Below are 18,222 nucleotides of genomic sequence, written 5' to 3'. Positions count from 1 at the left end.
GAAGCAGCGAACCGTCCCCTGTTTCATTGAACCGTAAACGGAAGGATCCATTCTCCTTCGACCCCATCTGTACGCTTGATGATGAACCGATAGTCACCGGCTCCGTCAAGCGGCGGAAAAAGGATATCCCCCGTTCCTGCCTTAGTAAATCCGCTTGTTCTAAAACCGCTGGAAAGGAATGGATAACGAGTGCCGTCTAAGGCTTTTTCAAGGTACATTTCCAAATTTTCTTGTGCGACGGATTTTTTATATTGTGCTGTATAATCTAACTTTGTTGAACTTGGGGTCAATGTTACCTTGTTAAGCTTTATTACTACTTCCTCATTGGATACAGTGGCTCCTGGATGAATCGTTTTCTCGGCATCCCGCCATTCCTGCACCCATTCCATTGTCCAAGGCCCTGTCTTATTTGTTGAAAAATCGGCCTTGTCACTTGTCCAATTCAATGCCCCTATTTCTAACTGGAACCGGACGCCAAGAGTACGTAACCAGCCCGGGACAGCAGAGAATTCAATATTTCCCTTATAAGTATTAGTATCCAAACTCACGCTATAGGACTTGTCACGGGATATACCAAATTGATCGACTAATCTTATATTCTCCGGCATCCAGCTTCCTTTCTCTGCATAAGGCTTTACCTCCGGAGGATATAGTTGAAAAAATACAACGGTGCGGTTGCTGTCGGCATAGGTTCCGAGGATGTCGATACGGAACCGGTCAACCGTTGCTGTCAGCTGCCGCGTCTGAATATTCCCTTTTTCCGCCTCCCGCAGCAGGCCGACATCCTGTTCGGATATAAGATGGTCTGCAAATGGGATGGACTGAACTGCCGCATAGGCAAATGCCTGCCACCTTGGAATGGTATAGAAGCTTAACTTCAGCATGCCAAACACGAATACTAGTGCTGCTGCAGTGAGGAACATTCTTTTTACCGGTTGATGCCAAGATTTTGTTTTTGTGTGCGCCCTAACACTTGTGGCTGGCATGGCATCGCCTTCTGCCATGGCTTGTTCCGCCATTTTAGCGAAATCAGGATAATGGCTGATCTCTTTTTGAAAATAGTTTCTTAGCCTGGCATCCATTTCTATTTCAATTGGGTCACTTCCTGTCCCAAATTTGGCAGGGTCATGATTCATGATTTGTCCGCTCCTTCCCGTAGTGATTTTTGTATTCCTTAGGCAGTTGTTTCCGTATCGATTTAAGGGTCCGGTGAATTCGCGATTTAATCGTTCCTTCCCGCATCCCTGTGATTTCGGCAATCTGCCGAAAAGTTAAATCTGTACAATAGTGCATCGCAAGCAGATGACGGTCGTTCTCTGAAACCGTTTGGAGAAGCCAATCAATTTCCTCACGGTCATTTACCTTCTCATAGGGCGTATGCATATCCAAACTCTTCCAACTTACATCTTGCACCGTTTCTCGGTTAGCGTTTTTTCTTTTATCAAGAAAGACATGCCACAATACACGGAAAAACCAGCCTTTTAAGTTCATGCGGGCATCTTTACCTGATTTCCAGGTTCGCAAAAACGCTTCCTGGACAATATCTTCTGCTTCGCTCCTATTCCCTGCCCAATACATCGCTAAGCGAAACGCTTCGGGGCCGACATCCTCACAAAATCTTGTGAAATCCACCGGGCTTTCAATGTTATATTCGTTATCGTTAGCACCCAAGCAGCAACCACATCCCCTCGGTATCTTTCTATAGAGTACGACCTTAATAATTGTAAAATCGTTGCATGAATTTGAAAAAATGATTAAAGAAGCCAGCATCCGATATCTACAATTTTTCAAAGATATCTACAAATTTTTGATGGATATCTACAATTATTCAAATATATCTACAATTTTTTAAATATATCTACAAAGTTCACAATTTAGACAAACCAGTCATACCTAGGTACTATAGAATCTCCTTCTCAAAAAAACTCCTGGTACCTTTTTCTTACTTTTCCAATCCAAACTTTCCCAATGGGTTGACGTTTTGCTATAATAATAGCAGACCCACCTCACCTTTGATAATTCTCCTCAGATAAAAGGTCGTTTTACTGTTTTCATCCAATTTAAAAGGAGGCCCTTCTATGTACCAAATCAAAGGAAAAGAACTGATATTCGTTTATACAGGACCCGATGGCTCCGGAAGAAAAACGATTGCGAAAATGGTCGCAACCGCGTTTGACATGGAAACTGTCCTCTCCTACACTACACGTTCCCCTAGGCATTATGAACAAGATGGCGAAGACTATCACTTTGTCACAGAAGAAACCTTCAAGCAGATGCAAGCACAGCAAGAATTTATCGAAAGCGTTGAAATCGACGGCATCCATTATGGCATTCGTGAACAGGATATCGTTGATGCCTTTAAAAACCATCAACTCGTTTATTTAACATTGAATCCCGAAGGCGCCGAAAAATTGAAACAAATGTACGGTAATCATGTCGTACGGATTTTTGTATATGCTGATCGCGACACGGTCATTGAAAGGCAAAAAATTCGGCAGGACAGCGATGAAGTTATCGAGAGGCATATGAGCCACTATGACGAAACAATGGGCTATAAAAACAACTGTGAACACGCATTTGAAAATTTTGATTCCCCGCAGGTTTCTTACCAAGTAAGCGAATTAATTGAATCCTATTTGGACCGAAACCTCACTGTTACCGATTATTAAATCCAGTAAAAATACAAACAGGCACCATCCAGCTAGTGGATGATGCCTGTTATCCTGTTGGCTGCTTTATTTTTTCCATGATGGTTGAAAAATAATTTCTAACCATTCCGATTGTGTTTCTTTTCTGAATAGAGGTTTGATGAATGCTGGGATTCTCCAGCCGTCCTGCCATTTCTCCTTCGAATACGCCAGAAGCTTCGTCGATAAGTTCGGAGGAAAAAATTCGCTCACCATCCATAATGTTGCGAATCGAGCTTGCTAACTCCTCGCTTGGACTGTCTTTTAATAAATAGCCCCTGACATCTGCCTTTACTGCCCGCTCAAAATAGCCTTTCCTTGCAAAGGTTGTCAAAATAATGACCTTGCATCCAACCGACATTAAAGCTTCCGCCGCTTCAAGTCCGCTCTTTTCAGGCATCTCCATATCCATGATGCAAACATCCGGTTGTAGCCGACGCACAAGCGCTATAGCCTCTTCTCCATTGCTGGCCTGCCCTACCACTTTCAAATCATCTTCCAGATTAAGCAGGGACTCAATTGCCCCTAACAGCATTTCTTGTTCCTCTGCAATGACAATTGTAATCATTGATGTTCTCTCCTTATCTGGCAGATGTACTTAGCAGAGACTCCCCCATTAAGGAGAGTCTACCTTAAATGGTGTTGTTTATAGTTCAGGTTTTACTTGGGTTGAAACACTGCTTTTTGCTAAGCCTTTCACTTCCTTGAAACTTACAAAATTCTTATTTTCCTCATCCCATAGACGGAAACGCAATGATTTTAAGCTTGTTGCAAGTGTTATAGTTGGTACATTTTTTAAAGGAAGCGTGTTATTGTGCGCATCTTCAAGTTTATAGTTTGGCACCCTTGGGCTTAGATGGTGCACATGATGAAAGCCAATATTTCCTGTGACCCATTGCAAAACTTTTGGAAGTTTATAGAAGGAGCTTCCTTCCACAGCAGCTTTGACATATTCCCAATTTTTGTCTTCTTCGAAATAAGAATCTTCAAACGTGTGCTGCACGTAAAACAACCAAATGCCTGCTGCCCCTGCAATCATGAAGATAGAACCGTGAATCAACAGAACCGACTGCCAACCAATTGTCCAGCATAGTAATCCTATGAAAGCAACGATTAAAATATTCGTTAAATAGGTATTGTTACGTTCCTTTTGTTTGGCACCTTTATGGTTAAATCTGTTTTTAAGCAGGAATTGATAAATTGGCCCCAAGCCAAACATAACGAAAGGATTGCGGTAAAAACGATAAGCTAATCGTAGTTTTAACGGTGCAGCCAAATATTCATCCACGGTAAGGGTCCAAATGTCCCCTGTCCCCCGCTTATCCAAGTTTCCGCTTGTCGCATGGTGGATGGCATGGTCATGCCCCCATTGCTCAAATGGGAATAACGTTAAAACACCCGTAAATGTTCCAACAATTCGATTGGCGCGGCGGCTTTTGAAAAAGGAATAATGGGTACAGTCGTGAAAAATAATGAATACCCTTACTAAAAAGCCGGCAGCCATCACGATTGGAACTAATGCTAACAAATAGGAAACGGATAGGCTTATATAGGCAAGGTACCATAGGATAAAAAATGGTCCGATTGTGTTGATCATTTGCCAAACACTTTCTTTTGCCGTTGCCTTTTCAAAAGGGGCAACTTGTTTTCTCAAATTTTTCGTATTTTCTACTGTCATATAATCAAATTCCCTTCTCGTAGTGTCGTTAACATCATTATGAACGAAGAAAATCTATATTGTTAGTAGCAGGTGTCATGTGCTGGGCATGATAAATGTCATATATGCAAATACACCAATCGGAAGAAACCGCAATAGAGCCGCGGCAGGGGGGGACATACTGTGGGCTGCCCCCTTTTATGTTATAATTTAAAAAGTTTTTCAGCTTGGGAGGTTCTTCGAGTGGAGTTGCAAAAAGAGTATGCTCAACCGAAATCGTTATATATTTATTTGCTTGTTGCCGGGATTGTCCTAATGGCGTTTAATCTACGCCCGACGATTACCTCGTTGGGGCCGCTTATCGGCATGATTCAGAAGGATGTCGGGCTGGCGCACTGGAGCGCAGGTTTGTTGATGAGCCTGCCGTTAATTGTGTTTGCTATTATGTCACCGCTTGTGCCGAAAATCGCCGGGCGGATCTCTAATGAGCTGACATTGCTTGCAGGATTGGTCATTCTGCTCGCAGGAATCGGGATTCGCTCCGTCCCGCTGACACTTTTCCTGTTCTCCGGCACCATTTTAATTGGCGTCGGGATAGCGATTGGAAATGTGCTGCTGCCGGCCATCTGCAAAGATAAATTCCCGCAAAAGTTCGGGCTGATGACAAGTGTGTATTCGACCTCGATGGGGTTGATTGCCTCATTGGCGTCAGGGGTCAGCGTTCCATTGGCCGTCGGCATGAACTTGGGCTGGCAGGGATCGTTGCTTATTTGGGGAATTCCGGCCCTGGCAGCTATTTTTGTCTGGGCTGCCCTTGTAAAAAGAATTCAAGGAAATCGGAAAGAAATTAACAGAACTCAGTCTGGTTCCACCGGGGTGTGGCGCTCGCCGCTTGCCTGGCAGGTGGCAGCCTTTATGGGGTTTCAGTCGTTTTTATTTTACGTGACGATTTCATGGCTCCCGGAAATTTTGCATAGCCATGGCATGAGCATGGAGAAAGCAGGCTGGATGCTTTCTATTACGCAGCTAATCGGGCTGCCGGCGAGCTTCTTCATCCCTGTCATTGCAGGACGGTTTCGTTCACAAGTATGGATTGCTTTTACGCTAAGCTTGTGCTCGCTTGTCGGTTATACAGCTTTATGGTTAGGCTCGTCCCCTGTCATTTTATATGGAAGCATTCTTTTCATCGGGATTACCCTCGGTGGCAGTTTTCCTTTGGCATTAAGCTACATTGGACTTCGAGCCAGAAATGCTGGCCAAGCCGCTGAGTTATCAGGGATGGCCCAATCCACCGGCTACATTTTGGCGGCGGTCGGACCTTCATTGATAGGCATTTTATATGATGCCACCCATTTATGGACCATGCCGTTGATTACCTTGATTCTCATCTCCATTCTGGTCATGTTCTTTAGTATGTTATCTGGGCGCAACAGGTTTGTATAAATTTTTCAGGCACCAACCACAAAAGTGGAAGGTGCCTTTAATTAGATTACTTTTTGACGTATTCTGATGCAAATCCCGTCTCTAATAAGGAAATAGAGTCATTCCAAATATTGTCTTTGTCAGACTTTAAGACGACGGCAATGAATCTGCTCCCGTTCCGTTCGGCAGATGATACCAGGCAGTAGCCAGCTTCGTTGGTAAACCCGGTCTTGATGCCGTTGGCTCCTTCAAAGTAAAATGGGCCATTGTCATCAAGCAGCTGATTTCGATTTTGGTATGTAATCCTTTCATCGGAAAAAATCTTGCTGCTGACAATCTCTTTAAAAGCGGGATTCACCATGGCCGCTTTTGCAATCAAGCCCAAATCATGGGCCGTCGAATAGTGGTTTGGATGATGCAATCCATTTGGATTCATAAAATGAGAATCCTCCGCGCCCAGTCTTTTCGCCCGCTCATTCATCATGTCAACAAAATAATCCAGCGCCTCTTCTTCCGAAAGACGGCCTCCCTTTGTTTTTGCCGTATAGATGGCGATGGTTCGGGCCGCGTCATTCCCGGAAGGCAGCATTAACCCAGCCAATAATTCCCTTAGGGTGAGGACCTGTCCTTCCCGCAGCCATGCCGTGCTTTCACCGGGTGTTTTTACCCGAACCTCTTTGCCAACTGTAATCTGCTGATCCAGATTGCCATTTTCAATTGCCAGTAACGCGGTCAAAATTTTCGTCGTGCTTGCCGGAAACAACCGCTTATGTTTGTTCTTTTCATAAAGGACCTTACCGGAGTCCATTTCAAGCAATAGACCCGCCTCTCCTCTAATGAATATGCTTCGGTTATCTGTTTGCTGCAGCTTCACATCATCCGGCTCTGTTTGCTTCAGTTTCAGTTCATTAGGCTGTGTTTGCTGCAGCTGCTGGTTATCCGGCGGTGCTAGCATGCCTTGCAGCCCCAGAACTAACATAACGCAGACAATTAATCCTATAATTATCGTTTTTATTTTTTTCATAAAAAGCACTCCCAGAAATAATGTCTTACCCAAATATAGCCATTATTTCTAAAGAGAACTGAAACTAAACCTAAAGAAAACCTAAAGATTACTTAAGCAGTCTTTAATGTCTTGGCAAACGCACCTGAAAAACCGTCTCCCGTTCATTGCTTGTGACGGTCATGTCTCCGTTGTGCATCTCCACAATCCCTTTGGCTATCGCCAGCCCGAGTCCGGTGCCGCCGGTCACTTCTGACCGTGACTGCTCGATGCGGTACATTCTTTCAAAAATGAATGGCAGCGCTTGGGCAGGAATCGGTTCCCCGTAATTGGCCACCTTCACAATAGCTTGATTCTCGTTAGCCTCGACAAATAGGTCGATTTTTTTACCATCACGGCCATACTTTATTCCATTCGAGATTAGGTTTTCGAACACCCGCATCAATTTATCCGGATCCGCCTCGAGCATGATTTCCTGTTCGGGAGCATGCAGTTCCATCTCCATCGCTGCTGCTTTTAGTTCGGGAATAAATTGCGCTGAAAGCTGGCGCAGCAGTTCCGTTAAACTAAAGCGAACAGGTTGGAGCACCGCTTCCCGGTTATTGATCTTGGTAAATTCGAATAAATCATTGACCATGAGATTCAGCCGTTTTGCTTTTTCATGGGCAATATCGACATAATAGCGAAGTTCCACTTCGTCCTGGTACTGGTCCTCCTCGATTAACCGCAAATAGCCGATAATCGAGGTCAAAGGGGTCCGCAAATCGTGCGAAACATTGGTCACCAGTTCGTTTTTCGAACGGATGGCCCGCTTTTCCTCTTCAATTAACGCCTCCAGCTGCCCCTTCACCTGATTCAGATTTTGGGCAACTTCCGTTAATCCCCCCCGTCTTTTAACCGGAAGTTCAAGATCAAACTGCCCTTCTGCCAATTTTTCAATCGATTGACTGATCAGTTTAAAGTATGCAATCTGGTTTACCATCCAAAAGGCAAAGAATAGAAGTGTTAGTATTGCCGTTCCGATAAAGAATAGATTCCAAAATCCATAGGTTGCATAGGTTTGGGTAATGAAATAATTCAGTTCCGATGGGAACTTGACATTGAAATAGGCCACCTTGGCGAGGTACCCGAGCAAGGCAGTGGACGCCGCGGCGCTCAGGACACAGATAACGACAACGACAAGCAGCCTGACAAATGGAGAAGCCGATTTTTTAGCCATCAATTTTATATCCCACTCCCCAAATGGTCTTGATCAGCTTGTAGCCAAGTTCTTTTTCCAGCTTCTCACGCAAATTGCTAATATGGACCATGACTGTATTGTTAGCTTGAAAATAACGTTCCTTCCAAACTTGCTCAAAAATCTCCTCGCTGCTAAAAACCCGCCCATGGTGGGAAGCCATTAGAAAGAGGATGTCAAACTCTTTTGCCGTTAAGGAAATGGTCTCCCCGTTTACCGTTACTTTATGGAACGTCTTGTTCACTACAAGGTTCCCGAGCCGTATCACCTCATCTTCACGCTGCTCTTCTTGATAAAGATAGGCCCGGCGTATCAACGTTTTCACACGGGCCACCAATTCCAGCGGATTAAATGGTTTGGTCAAATAATCATCGGCTCCGCTCATCAATCCGGTGATTTTATCGATATCCTCCGATTTGGCGCTGATCATCAAAATCGGGACGTGATTCCTGGCCCGAACTCTCCGGCACACTTCCAACCCATCCAGTTTCGGCATCATCACGTCCAATATCATCAGGTCAATTTTTTCCCGGTCAACAATTGCCAAGGCCTCCTCTCCATTAAAAGCCTTGGAAACCCTAAAACTTTCATTTTGCAAATAAATTGCAATCAACTGCACAATCTCTCTATCATCATCGACTATTAAAATATGTCTCATTTTCTAGTCTCCCTGGGGAATTTTTTGGAATAATCACCACAAGTATAGCAGTTATGTAGGGGGTGATGCACTTATTGGAAGTTTGCCCAAAAAATGGCTTGAATTTCACAAGGTATAACTTTAATCTATTAAAAGTAAAGGGGGAATTTATCATGATCAGAAAACTGACAGAGCGCGACCATGAGCAGGTGCTTGCTTTTTTAAGCGAAGAACCTTCTATCAATCTTTTTATCATCGGAGACATCGAGGCGTTCGGATACTCCTCGGAGTTTCAGGAGCTTTGGGGGCAATTTGACGAACAGAACTCAATTAAGGCCGTGCTTTTAAGATACCATCAATCGTTCATTCCCTATGCAAAAGAGGAATTCGATTTAACCGGGTTTGTTTCCATCATGAAACAATTCAACCAACCAATTCTCCTATCCGGGAAGTCCGATATTGTGGAAAAATTTGAAGCTTCTGGGGAACTGCAACTTGGTCCGAAACAAGTAACCTACTTTGCCGAGTGCCGCTCTGATGAAAACCTGGGCACCAATGAAGCTGAAATTAACCAGGCAACTCTTGAGGATGTAGACAGAATCATCGAGCTTCGCCAAACTATTGAGGAATTCCATATTCGCAGCGATGCCCGCGCCATGCTGCAGCAGGCGATGGAATCCAAGACTGGCAGAACCTATTATACTGAGGACCAAGATGTAATGACAGCTTGTGTCTCGACGACTGCGGAAAATTCCATCTCGGCAATGATTGTCGGCGTCTGCACTCACAAAGAATATCGCCGTCAGGGCCTGGCGACAGCCATTATGCAAAAACTGTTCAAAGTTGTCCTCGACGAAGGGAAAACGCTTTGCCTGTTTTACGATAACCCGGAGGCGGGACGCATTTATAAGCGGTTAGGCTTTAAGGATATCGGCATGTGGACGATGTATCGATAGGATCCAAGATTTCCCTTTGTTAGGATACTTTCAAGCACGGATGGTCCGGCCTTTTGCATAAAATAGGCTAAAGACAAATATGCTTAAATAAGTATCCTAGTAAAGGGGTTGTATACAGATGGCTATCTTTAACAAAATCGCATTATTCTTTGTCGTTTTGTATTCATTTTTCATCATTGCAAACACCTATTTAGGGGAATCAGAACGGGTACAATCCAATGTGATTTATTTCTTGATGAACGGATTTGCTTATATTGTCACAGCGTTTGAGCTGGAGCGGGAAAAGCAAGTTCCTGAGAAAGCTTAAAGTTGACCCCACTTCATGATTTTCAGACGAGGTGGGGTTTGATTTTTTATTGGAACTGCCAGTAGCCGTTCAGCATTTCTAAAAATTGAGTTTGCCTTGTTTCGGATAACGCAATCAGAAAAGGTGTTTCGCCTTTTTGTTTGAGTACGTCAGCTACTGGGCCATCCCCAAGCGGGCTGCAAAACAGCAGTTCTGTTCCCTGCAGGGTTAATTTTTTACATCCGGCATTCAGGTTATGGTCGTTGAATTCCTCGGTCGGGTTAAGATTGAGGAGTTTACCCCAGATTGCTGTAGTTTTTTCGAGATCATGAACAGCAAAACCTACACTTTCAAATTTGGGCTGCTCGTTAAGCAGACCCTGCTCCTGAAATTCCGCCAAGCGTTCCTCATCGGATTTTTCCCATTGGATAAAAAACGGCAGCTTCTGCCCCTGAGAGTCGAGTTCCGGAAATAACAGCGACCATCTGATTGTTTGCCCATCGGTGCGGACCCGCTCTCCGGGAATGGGGCCGTAAACAGTCAAACCTTTCTGTTTCAGCCTTTCCGCCAATTCCTCCATTCTGTCTGTGCGAATCGCAATGGTCGCTGGGCCCTCGCCGTTTTCTTTGGGGAGCCGCTCTACGATGTGGGTTATGAGGCGGTTCTCGTGGTGAGTTTCCGCCAGTTTCAGGTCTTGTATTCCCAAAAACTCGAGATAGCTTAACCCAAAATAGCTCAGTGTATTATATGTACCCCACGTTTCATGCCTGCCGCCCGGGATTACACGTATTCCCAACTGTTCAAGCGGGGCGATGGCATCCTCCGGCTTCTTGGCAAACCAAACCAAATGATCGAATGAAAATTGCATATGAGACACCTCATCCTATGTTCGTTTCTATTACTCATTTTACTACGCAAAAAATTGGAAATCACCTCCATTGATTGCCTCTCCCAAATTCTGTGTTATAATAATCCCCGGCATAAGTTAACGAAAAAAACTATTAAACTTAATGCGGGTGGGAGAGGGACACACAAGAAAGTGTGATTAAAAATGAAGGGAGTTTTCAAACTTAAGCAGCATGGTACGAATTTGAAAAAGGAGGTTGTCGCGGGATTAACGGCGTTTTTTTCAATCGTCTATATTATTGCCGTTAACGGGAGTATCCTCCAGGATGCGGGAATTCCGCTTGAAGCCGGAATTATCGCAACCGTCCTTGCCTCGCTGGTTGGCTGTTTCTTAGTGGCGTTTATCGCCAACGCGCCATTGATTATCGTTCCAGGGATGGGCATAAACGCCTTGTTCACCTATACGATTGTCGGTTCAATGGGGTTAAACTATATGGAGGCACTCGGAGCCGTTATTATTTCCGGCATCCTGTTCGTGATTGTTGCCTTTACGAAATTATCAACCATCTTATCAAGGGCAATTCCAACTTCGTTAAAAGAATCGATTTCCGTCGGGATTGGCCTATTCATCGCCTTCATCGGCTTGCAAAAAAGCGGGATCATCGTGGGGAACCCGACGAACTTCGTCGCGCTCGGCAATTTGGCATCGCCCGTTGTTCTTGCTTCATTGATCAACCTGGTCATCACGTTGTTTTTATTTTTAAAAAAGGTGCCAGGGAATTTCTTAATTAGCATCATCCTTGGGACAATTGTTTCCTACTTTTTCGGTCTGGTTCGATTTTCGGGAATCGATAGCGGCTTGGTTTCCTTCACGGAATACAAAGATGTCTTCCTCAGTGTCGATTTTGGAAAAATTGCCACCATTCCGTTCTGGACAGCGGCCTTTTCATTAGTGTTAGTGCTTGTTTTTGAAAATATCGGCCTTTTGCATTCGCAGGTGGACGGTATGCTCAAGGCACCGGAAAAGAACGGGAAGTCGCTTAAAGCTGTCTCTATATCAACGATTGTCTGCGGCCTGTTCGGCACAAGTCCGTCGGTTTCTACGGTGGAAACCGCGGCAGGAATTACGGCAGGCGGAAGAACAGGGTTAACCTCGGTGGTAACAGGATTGCTATTCCTGGCATCACTATTCTTCATGCCATTAATCAAAATGGTACCTGCAACAGCCATTGCGCCAATCCTAATTATTATCGGCGGGCTGATGCTGACCAATATCGTCAATATCGATTTCACCGATTTTACCGAGGCATTTCCAGCATTTTTGGTGATTATTATGATTCCGCTAACCTACAGCATCGTTGATGGAATCGCGTTCGGATTTATCGCTTACCCACTGGTAAAGCTGTTTACCAACAAAAAACAACAGCTTTCCCTATCAATCTATATTATATCGTTCCTGTTCCTGACCAATTTCTTGCTGCATTCGGTTGGGTAAGGATTACCCTAGAAACCGAAGATACACGACCGTGTATCTTCGGCTTTTTCATTTTCCAGTTCGTGTCATTTTTCCTAGGCGTGCAGCACCATTTTCTTAGATAAAACTTTTCTAAACATAGGCGTTTTATCACTATCCTAAAAATACCATAAGTAATAATGTTTACTATATAAGGTGATTTTTTGAAATAAAATTTCACCCCTAGCTAAAAAGGAGGAGGTATACTAGTTTACTATTCTAAAAGCCAAAAAGATTGAGGAGGAGAACGATGAGGAAACGTTGGAAAAAGAAAATTTTGCCCGCGATGCTGGCATTCATCCTTGCAGGCAGCACCCTTTCACCAAGTCTTACATCCGCACTGGGCACCTTTGATTTACATTCCGCAATTGTCCAAACACCTATTAATCAGTACAAGGCAGAACTTGCCAACGGCGTCACCGAAAAACATTATAGTTTCGAAGGAAAAGATGGAAAAAAGCTTGAGAGTTTTGTGGTAGAGGTCGATGTACATAATCCAAACATCTCCATTGAAGCAGGGACACCTAATGACGGCCCTACCTTTGGCCTCCAGCCCGTTAGACAGCAGGCGTCAGCAGCAGACAGCGAAAATCATAGAGTAGTAGCCGCCGTCAATGCAGATTTTTATAATATGGCGACCGGCGAGCCAAACGGGATCGTGTATAAAGATGGGTATGCTGTGAAGCCTAATGCCCCGTCCTCGTGGAACTTTTTCGGGATTAAAAAGTCCGGAGAAGCCGTTATCGGTAACAATGCTGATTATGCTGCAGTGAAGGATCAACTTCAAGAGGCGCTCGGCGGCAATGCCATTCTCGTAAAAAATGGCCAAATCTATCAAACTCCTCAAACCGGTGCCGACATGGAGCCGCGGACAGCAGTTGGGATAAAAGCTGACGGAGATGTGTTCTTTGCCGTCATTGATGGCAGGCAGGAGCTGTATTCCATAGGGATTTCCATGCCGGATTTGGCCCAATTGATGATTGATTTAGGGGCGGTAAGCGCCTTGAACCTGGATGGCGGCGGTTCTTCCACCTTTTTAACCCGTGAACTTGGCGGCGATGCGCTTCAGTTGGATAATTCTCCATCAGACCGCGCTGAAAGAAGTGTCGCTAACTCATGGCTGGTGGTGACGAAGGAGCCTTCGGACCATATTTTCCACTCCGCCCACATCGAGCCTTACGACCAATCCTTTACCCCGGGATCGACAGTTCAGTTTAGCGCTAAGGGCAGGGACAAATCACTGGCATCCGCACCGCTCCCTAGCTCTGGTTTAACCTGGGAATTATCAGATCCTTCTTTTGGCTCGATAAATGAAAATGGAACGTTTACCTCAGGCGACAAAACTGGCCAGTTCCATGTACTGCTGAAATACCAAGGCCAAGAAGTGGGGAAATCCATTATCGAAATCGAAAAGCCCAATGAATTATATTTTTCTTCAAAAGAACTGACTGTAGCCAGAAACAGCGAACAGCCTTTAGGTCTAATCGCAAAATTTCAAAAACGAACGTTGAAATGGGGCTTACATGATATAGAGTTTGATATCCCTGAGGGAATGGGAACAATCGATGAGAACGGTGTGCTGCACACAGGCGACCAAAATGTTTCCGGTACGATTACCGCCCGCTTAAAGGATTCAAATTTGACGGCTCAAATTAAAGTTTCTGTAGGGATGCTGCCGAAGGTGATATTCGATTTTGAAGACGGGCTTGGCAGTTGGAAAACCTCCACGGCTGGCCGCGGCGAAAAAGGGACAGTCGGTCTCTCCACCTATCCGGCGCCTGTTCGGTTCGGTGACCAATCACTAAAGCTTGATTTCGATTTAACAGGTGCCCAAACCGGAACCACACTTGGTGTTTACGCCGGCCCTGGAATGAACACCCCAATTGAAGGAGAGCCGACTGGCATTGGCATGTGGGTGTATGCACCGCCGGAATCCCAGGGCTACTGGCTGCGAATGCTGATAGTCGATGGAAACAATAAAAATCAAACGATTAATTTAACCACGGAACAGCCCGGCATCGATTGGACTGGCTGGAAATATGTCGAAGCCGAAATACCGTCATCCTTCACAGGTCCATATCAACTGTCTGGGACACAAACCATCCGCCTAATGTCAACAAAGTCGGGAATCACCGGCCCGATGACCAAAGGGACCCTTTTTGTCGATAACATAAGGGCCGTATACGGAGAAAAGGTCGACGATTTATATGCTCCGGTGATTGACTCGATTAATGTGGAAGGCAAAGGATTCACGACAAATGCCATCAACCTTCGGGCCGACGTCAAAGAATATGAAGACGATCCATTCAAAACAGGAATTGACTGGGGAAAAATACGGATTTTAATCGATGGGGTCGATTTTTCAAAAGCAGCCGGCCACTTCTCCTATGATATGGATGGCTATGTCTCATTAAGCGGACTAAAGTTTGCCGATGGTACCCACAAGGTAACGCTGCTAGTACCTGACAAGTTTGGCAATCAGGCGATTAAAACGGCTTACTTTACCGTCAATACCGGGTCTGCCAAAATTGAGCTGACACCGGTACAGGAAAAAGCCTATCTAGGCGACGTGTTTGAAGTTGCCGTGAAAGCAACTAAACCGGCGGAAATTTCGGGGTCACAGCTGAAACTCCAGATTGATAAGGAGTTCCCGGTCAAAGGTGTTCATTTTTCCGAAAGCTTTAAGGACAGCACTTCCAGTTATGATTCTGGCACTGGTATCCTGAACCTCAATCTTGTAAATAGCGGGGCAGGCAGTGATGCAGTCGAAGCGGCCGTGATTCAAATCGGCATTTCGGATTCGACATCAGAGGGCAGCAAATTAACCTACGAAGTGACCGAGGCGAATTTAGCCTTTAAAGAGCCAAAGGATGCCAGCTTCGTCACCAGCTATTCGATGAAACCGGCAGAAATCGCAGTGTCTGGAGCGTTCACCGTTACGGCAGAACCGATTTTGCTAGGAAAGCCGGCGATGATAGCGGTAAAGGATGCCAGCGGAGAAATGGCCAAGTATGTGGAAGTATTTGCGGCCATTGAAGGTGTGAAGGACCCTGTTTCGCTCGGAAAAACCAATGGTGACGGAGTTCTGAAGGTTGATGCAATCACGGACGAAGTGAAGAAAATCGCTTTATATGCCGTGAAGGATGGAAAATATTCGTTCAAAGTCAACACGCAAACCTACCCGCCTTTCGCCGGTAAGACAGAACTTAAAAATGTGATTGCGACAGCTGTGGGCGACCCTTATAAATCCAAAGGCTTTTCCTGGATGTCGAGTCCGTTAGCAGATGGTAAATCGGCCGTCATCCAATACGCCCGCAAAAAGGATTATGATAAGGACGGAGAGAAGGCACTGAAGACAGAGACTGGCTCTTCCAGTGACCAAGTCTTCTCTGGGGAGCAGGACATCAAGAAAAACGGAATTGTTCGGGTAAATGAAGTGACCTTAACGAAGCTGCAACAAGGCACCACCTACGTTTACCGCGTCGGTGACGGCAAGAACTGGACCGACCTGCAGGAATTTAACACTTTAAAAAGAAAGCAAAGCTTTGAGTTTGCTGTTTTGGGAGATACCCAGTCCCCATCTGATTTAAGTTTATTGGATAAAATACTGGGAGATTTAAACAACAATGATTTGGCGTTCATGATCCATGTCGGCGACTTGATTGATGATGCTTCCAAGTTTAAACAATGGGATGACGCGTTAAGTACGCTTAGCACCTATGATAGAATCCGCTCTACCGATCTGGTCGCGACGTTAGGCAACCATGAATATATGGGAGACGCCAATGCGCAAGCTGCGAAGGCGATTTTCAACTCACCTGGGAATGGCCCGGATCTTGACAAGGGCGGCACATATTCTGTTGATTACAATAATATACACATCAGTGTGTTAGGGTTTACGAGCGACAATAAGGTTTTTGAGCAGCAGCTCGAATGGCTGAAGCAGGATGTGAAGCAGTCCGATAAGCCTTGGAAAATCCTTGTTACCCATAAGCCGCCATATTTTACGAATCCGTTTGGCGGAAATGAGATTATGAAGGAAAAATTGGTGCCTGTTGTCGATGAGCTGGGGATAGACATTGTGTTCTCCGGTCATGATCATTCATACGGCAGAACGAAAAAGCTGAAAAATGGCGTCGACGACCCGAACGGTACGGTGTATATCGTTTCCGGGACAACGGGTCTGAAACACTATGATGCTGTGGCCGATGAGAAGTTTGAATATGTCAATATGGACAACATCGCTGTTTCTCTAAGGGCCAAGGTCGACAAAGACCAGATCACCATTAAGACAGTCACCTCTGAGGGTGAGGTCATTGATGAGTTTACGGTCGTAAACGAGGATTATGACTTGGATGGGGCTGAATAATTTAATATGAATTGAAGAAAGCAGGATGCCTTTCACATGGGCATCCTGCTTTCTTTGTGTTATTGCGGGATTTCTTTATTAAGAATTCGTTGTTGTGAGTTCGCCTCTCTTGATCATTTTTTTGATGATCCGGATTTGTCCGCGATGGTTCAGTTCGTCCTCAAACACATGGAACCATTTAAAGAAGTTATTTGCCGGCTTGTTCCACCAAAACGGTGTTCGCTCATATAACCATTCGTCCGGCAGGGTTTTGAATTTTTCCAAGGTTGCAGTACGGACATCAGCCAATTCTTTCAGATAAAATTCAAGCGGGTAGCCTTTAAATGTCTCGCGGCCCCGTGTTCCCAAATCAAGTCCCGGCAGCAGCGGTTCCAATTCTTCCTCAGAAGGGTCGCGATTTTCAAACGTTACAATCTGGTACACCCGTTCAACAGCGGCAAAATGCGCGAGCAGCATCCCTATTGAATTGGCCTCCTCATCAAACAGATAATCCAATTCCTCTATCGTCAAGTTCTTTACCTCGCCAAGCGTCGTAAACCGCGCATAATCCATCATCGATACCAGCTTGCCAAACTCCGGTCCAAACCCTTCTCTTCGATCGACTACCATTAACAAGTCCATATTGAATTCCAACCTTAATCCCCCCTAGTTTATTAGTACAACAGATTCCTCCCTAACGAGCCGCTAGTCTAAATTCATAGCAGGTTGCTCCCTCCACCTGCTTGAAGCCTTCCTTGATGTATAAAGCTTGGGCACGATCATTTTCTCCGTTTACCGATAGAATCGTTCTCTTGTACGCCTTTTCCTTTGCAACATGCAGCGCGGCCCTTAGCAGGAGGCGTCCCAATCCCTTGCCTTGATACTCAGGAACGATGGCTAGCGGCCCGATATTCATAATGGGGGCATTCTCGTATTCATCTGCCTCCACCCTCACCACGCCAACCGGTTTTTTCCCGTGGAACAAGATTTTCATACCCCCCTCTATGTCATCAAAGTCTGCTGCCATTTTGGCAATCATCTCCGGTGTAACCGGTGTTTCACTTCCCTTCAGGTTGGCGAATCCGGCATTGCGCACTTCGCACCAAGTTTCTTCATCTTGCCCAGGCTGAAAATCTCTAATTTGATAACCATCCGGCAGGTTGAATTCAGGTACGTCCCATTCCTCCCTAACCATCACGAATGCATATCTTTCTACGGAAAAATTCAACTGCTCGATTGCTTCCGATAACGGCTGATTCGCAAATGGGACAAAAATAAATACCTTTTCCAGCCCGGAGGTATGCCTTAAAATAGCCTCGAAAAGAATTTTATAGTGGATTTGGTCATTGGCTTCGGAATGGAAAATTCGAAACCTCGTCCGCTTTCCCTTTCTTTGATACTCGTCGATAATCAGCGATGCGGCGGCGACAATCTCCCCTTGATGGCCAGTGATGACATAGGTAGGATTGTCGGCGTTTGGTTCAAATGTTTCCAAATCCTCGTCGTATAAAAAAGAATCATCAACCTCCAAGCGATGTTTTTTGCAATACTCAACAAAATCAACTACTCTATTACGCTTTAACGCTTCAACAGTCATTATCTTCTTCCCCCTCTGAACTCTTACCCCTAA

16 protein-coding genes are annotated in these 18,222 nt (G+C 45.1%); 6 read left to right on the top strand and 10 right to left on the bottom strand.

Translation table 11 applies throughout. The annotated features are described in order from the left end of the window. Nucleotides 1-23: 23 nt before the first annotated feature. Both AR334_RS24385 and AR334_RS24380 read right to left on the bottom strand, forming a co-directional pair. Entirely contained in the window at nt 24-1,136 is a 1,113-nt protein-coding gene (locus AR334_RS24385) for a DUF4179 domain-containing protein (RefSeq protein ID WP_066319990.1), read from the bottom strand. Continuing rightward, nucleotides 1,126-1,671: an RNA polymerase sigma factor gene (locus tag AR334_RS24380; protein WP_066319988.1), complete on the bottom strand. Its 546-nt coding sequence runs from the start codon at nt 1,669-1,671 to the stop codon at nt 1,126-1,128. The genes AR334_RS24385 and AR334_RS24380 overlap by 11 nt, the downstream gene beginning before the upstream one ends. Nucleotides 1,672-2,078: 407 nt before the next feature. Here AR334_RS24380 and AR334_RS24375 point away from each other — a divergent pair, with 407 nt between their 5' ends. Next, entirely contained in the window at nt 2,079-2,669 is a 591-nt protein-coding gene (locus tag AR334_RS24375; protein ID WP_066319987.1) for a guanylate kinase, read from the top strand. Nucleotides 2,670-2,718: 49 nt separating this feature from the next. Here the strand turns inward: AR334_RS24375 and AR334_RS24370 are convergent, their stop codons facing one another. Next, nucleotides 2,719-3,255, bottom strand: coding sequence for a response regulator transcription factor (locus AR334_RS24370; protein WP_066319985.1), 537 nt, complete (start codon nt 3,253-3,255; stop codon nt 2,719-2,721). A 78-nt stretch (nt 3,256-3,333) separates the two neighbouring features. After that, nucleotides 3,334-4,365 carry a fatty acid desaturase gene (locus AR334_RS24365; protein WP_066319983.1) on the bottom strand — a complete coding sequence of 344 codons (1,032 nt, stop codon included), beginning with the start codon at nt 4,363-4,365 and terminating at the stop codon, nt 3,334-3,336. A 222-nt stretch (nt 4,366-4,587) separates the two neighbouring features. Between AR334_RS24365 and AR334_RS24360 the strand changes: the two genes are divergently transcribed. Beyond that, nucleotides 4,588-5,787 carry an MFS transporter gene (locus tag AR334_RS24360; RefSeq protein WP_066319980.1) on the top strand — a complete coding sequence of 400 codons (1,200 nt, stop codon included), beginning with the start codon at nt 4,588-4,590 and terminating at the stop codon, nt 5,785-5,787. 46 nt (nt 5,788-5,833) lie between these two features. On the opposite strand, the gene AR334_RS24355 is transcribed toward AR334_RS24360, so the two are convergent. The 3 genes from AR334_RS24355 to AR334_RS24345 form a co-directional block, all read right to left on the bottom strand. Continuing rightward, complete coding sequence (locus AR334_RS24355) at nt 5,834-6,790, bottom strand: D-alanyl-D-alanine carboxypeptidase family protein (RefSeq protein ID WP_066319977.1); 957 nt, start codon at nt 6,788-6,790, stop codon at nt 5,834-5,836. A 103-nt stretch (nt 6,791-6,893) separates the two neighbouring features. After that, entirely contained in the window at nt 6,894-7,988 is a 1,095-nt protein-coding gene (locus tag AR334_RS24350) for a cell wall metabolism sensor histidine kinase WalK (protein WP_156431386.1), read from the bottom strand. After that, nucleotides 7,981-8,664 (bottom strand): response regulator transcription factor, encoded by a 684-nt coding sequence (locus AR334_RS24345; RefSeq protein WP_066319972.1) that lies wholly within the window; start codon nt 8,662-8,664, stop codon nt 7,981-7,983. Before AR334_RS24345 ends, AR334_RS24350 begins: the two co-directional genes overlap by 8 nt. Nucleotides 8,665-8,816: 152 nt before the next feature. Between AR334_RS24345 and AR334_RS24340 the strand changes: the two genes are divergently transcribed. Together AR334_RS24340 and AR334_RS24335 are read left to right on the top strand one after the other, a co-directional pair. Then, entirely contained in the window at nt 8,817-9,599 is a 783-nt protein-coding gene (locus AR334_RS24340; RefSeq protein WP_066320307.1) for a GNAT family N-acetyltransferase, read from the top strand. Nucleotides 9,600-9,717: 118 nt separating this feature from the next. Then, the gene (locus tag AR334_RS24335) at nt 9,718-9,906 is read left to right on the top strand and encodes a hypothetical protein (RefSeq protein ID WP_066319968.1); all 189 of its coding nucleotides are present in this window, start codon (nt 9,718-9,720) and stop codon (nt 9,904-9,906) included. Between the two features lie 46 nt (nt 9,907-9,952). On the opposite strand, the gene AR334_RS24330 is transcribed toward AR334_RS24335, so the two are convergent. Further along, nucleotides 9,953-10,753: a VOC family protein gene (locus AR334_RS24330; protein WP_066319963.1), complete on the bottom strand. Its 801-nt coding sequence runs from the start codon at nt 10,751-10,753 to the stop codon at nt 9,953-9,955. A gap of 183 nt (nt 10,754-10,936) precedes the next feature. Here AR334_RS24330 and AR334_RS24325 point away from each other — a divergent pair, with 183 nt between their 5' ends. Then, on the top strand, nt 10,937-12,226 hold the full coding sequence (locus AR334_RS24325) for an NCS2 family permease (protein ID WP_066319952.1): 1,290 nt from the start codon (nt 10,937-10,939) through the stop codon (nt 12,224-12,226). Nucleotides 12,227-12,494: 268 nt separating this feature from the next. Further along, entirely contained in the window at nt 12,495-16,613 is a 4,119-nt protein-coding gene (locus AR334_RS24320) for a phosphodiester glycosidase family protein (protein WP_066319944.1), read from the top strand. Nucleotides 16,614-16,691: 78 nt separating this feature from the next. On the opposite strand, the gene AR334_RS24315 is transcribed toward AR334_RS24320, so the two are convergent. Together AR334_RS24315 and AR334_RS24310 are read right to left on the bottom strand one after the other, a co-directional pair. Next, nucleotides 16,692-17,228 (bottom strand): DinB family protein, encoded by a 537-nt coding sequence (locus tag AR334_RS24315; RefSeq protein ID WP_156431392.1) that lies wholly within the window; start codon nt 17,226-17,228, stop codon nt 16,692-16,694. A 58-nt stretch (nt 17,229-17,286) separates the two neighbouring features. Further along, entirely contained in the window at nt 17,287-18,189 is a 903-nt protein-coding gene (locus tag AR334_RS24310) for a GNAT family N-acetyltransferase (protein WP_066319941.1), read from the bottom strand. Nucleotides 18,190-18,222: the final 33 nt, after the last annotated feature.

This window comes from Bacillus sp. FJAT-29814, assembly GCF_001510715.1.
Classification (GTDB): Bacteria; Bacillota; Bacilli; order Bacillales; family Cytobacillaceae; genus Neobacillus.
This window is presented reverse-complemented; position numbering and strand designations above follow the sequence as displayed.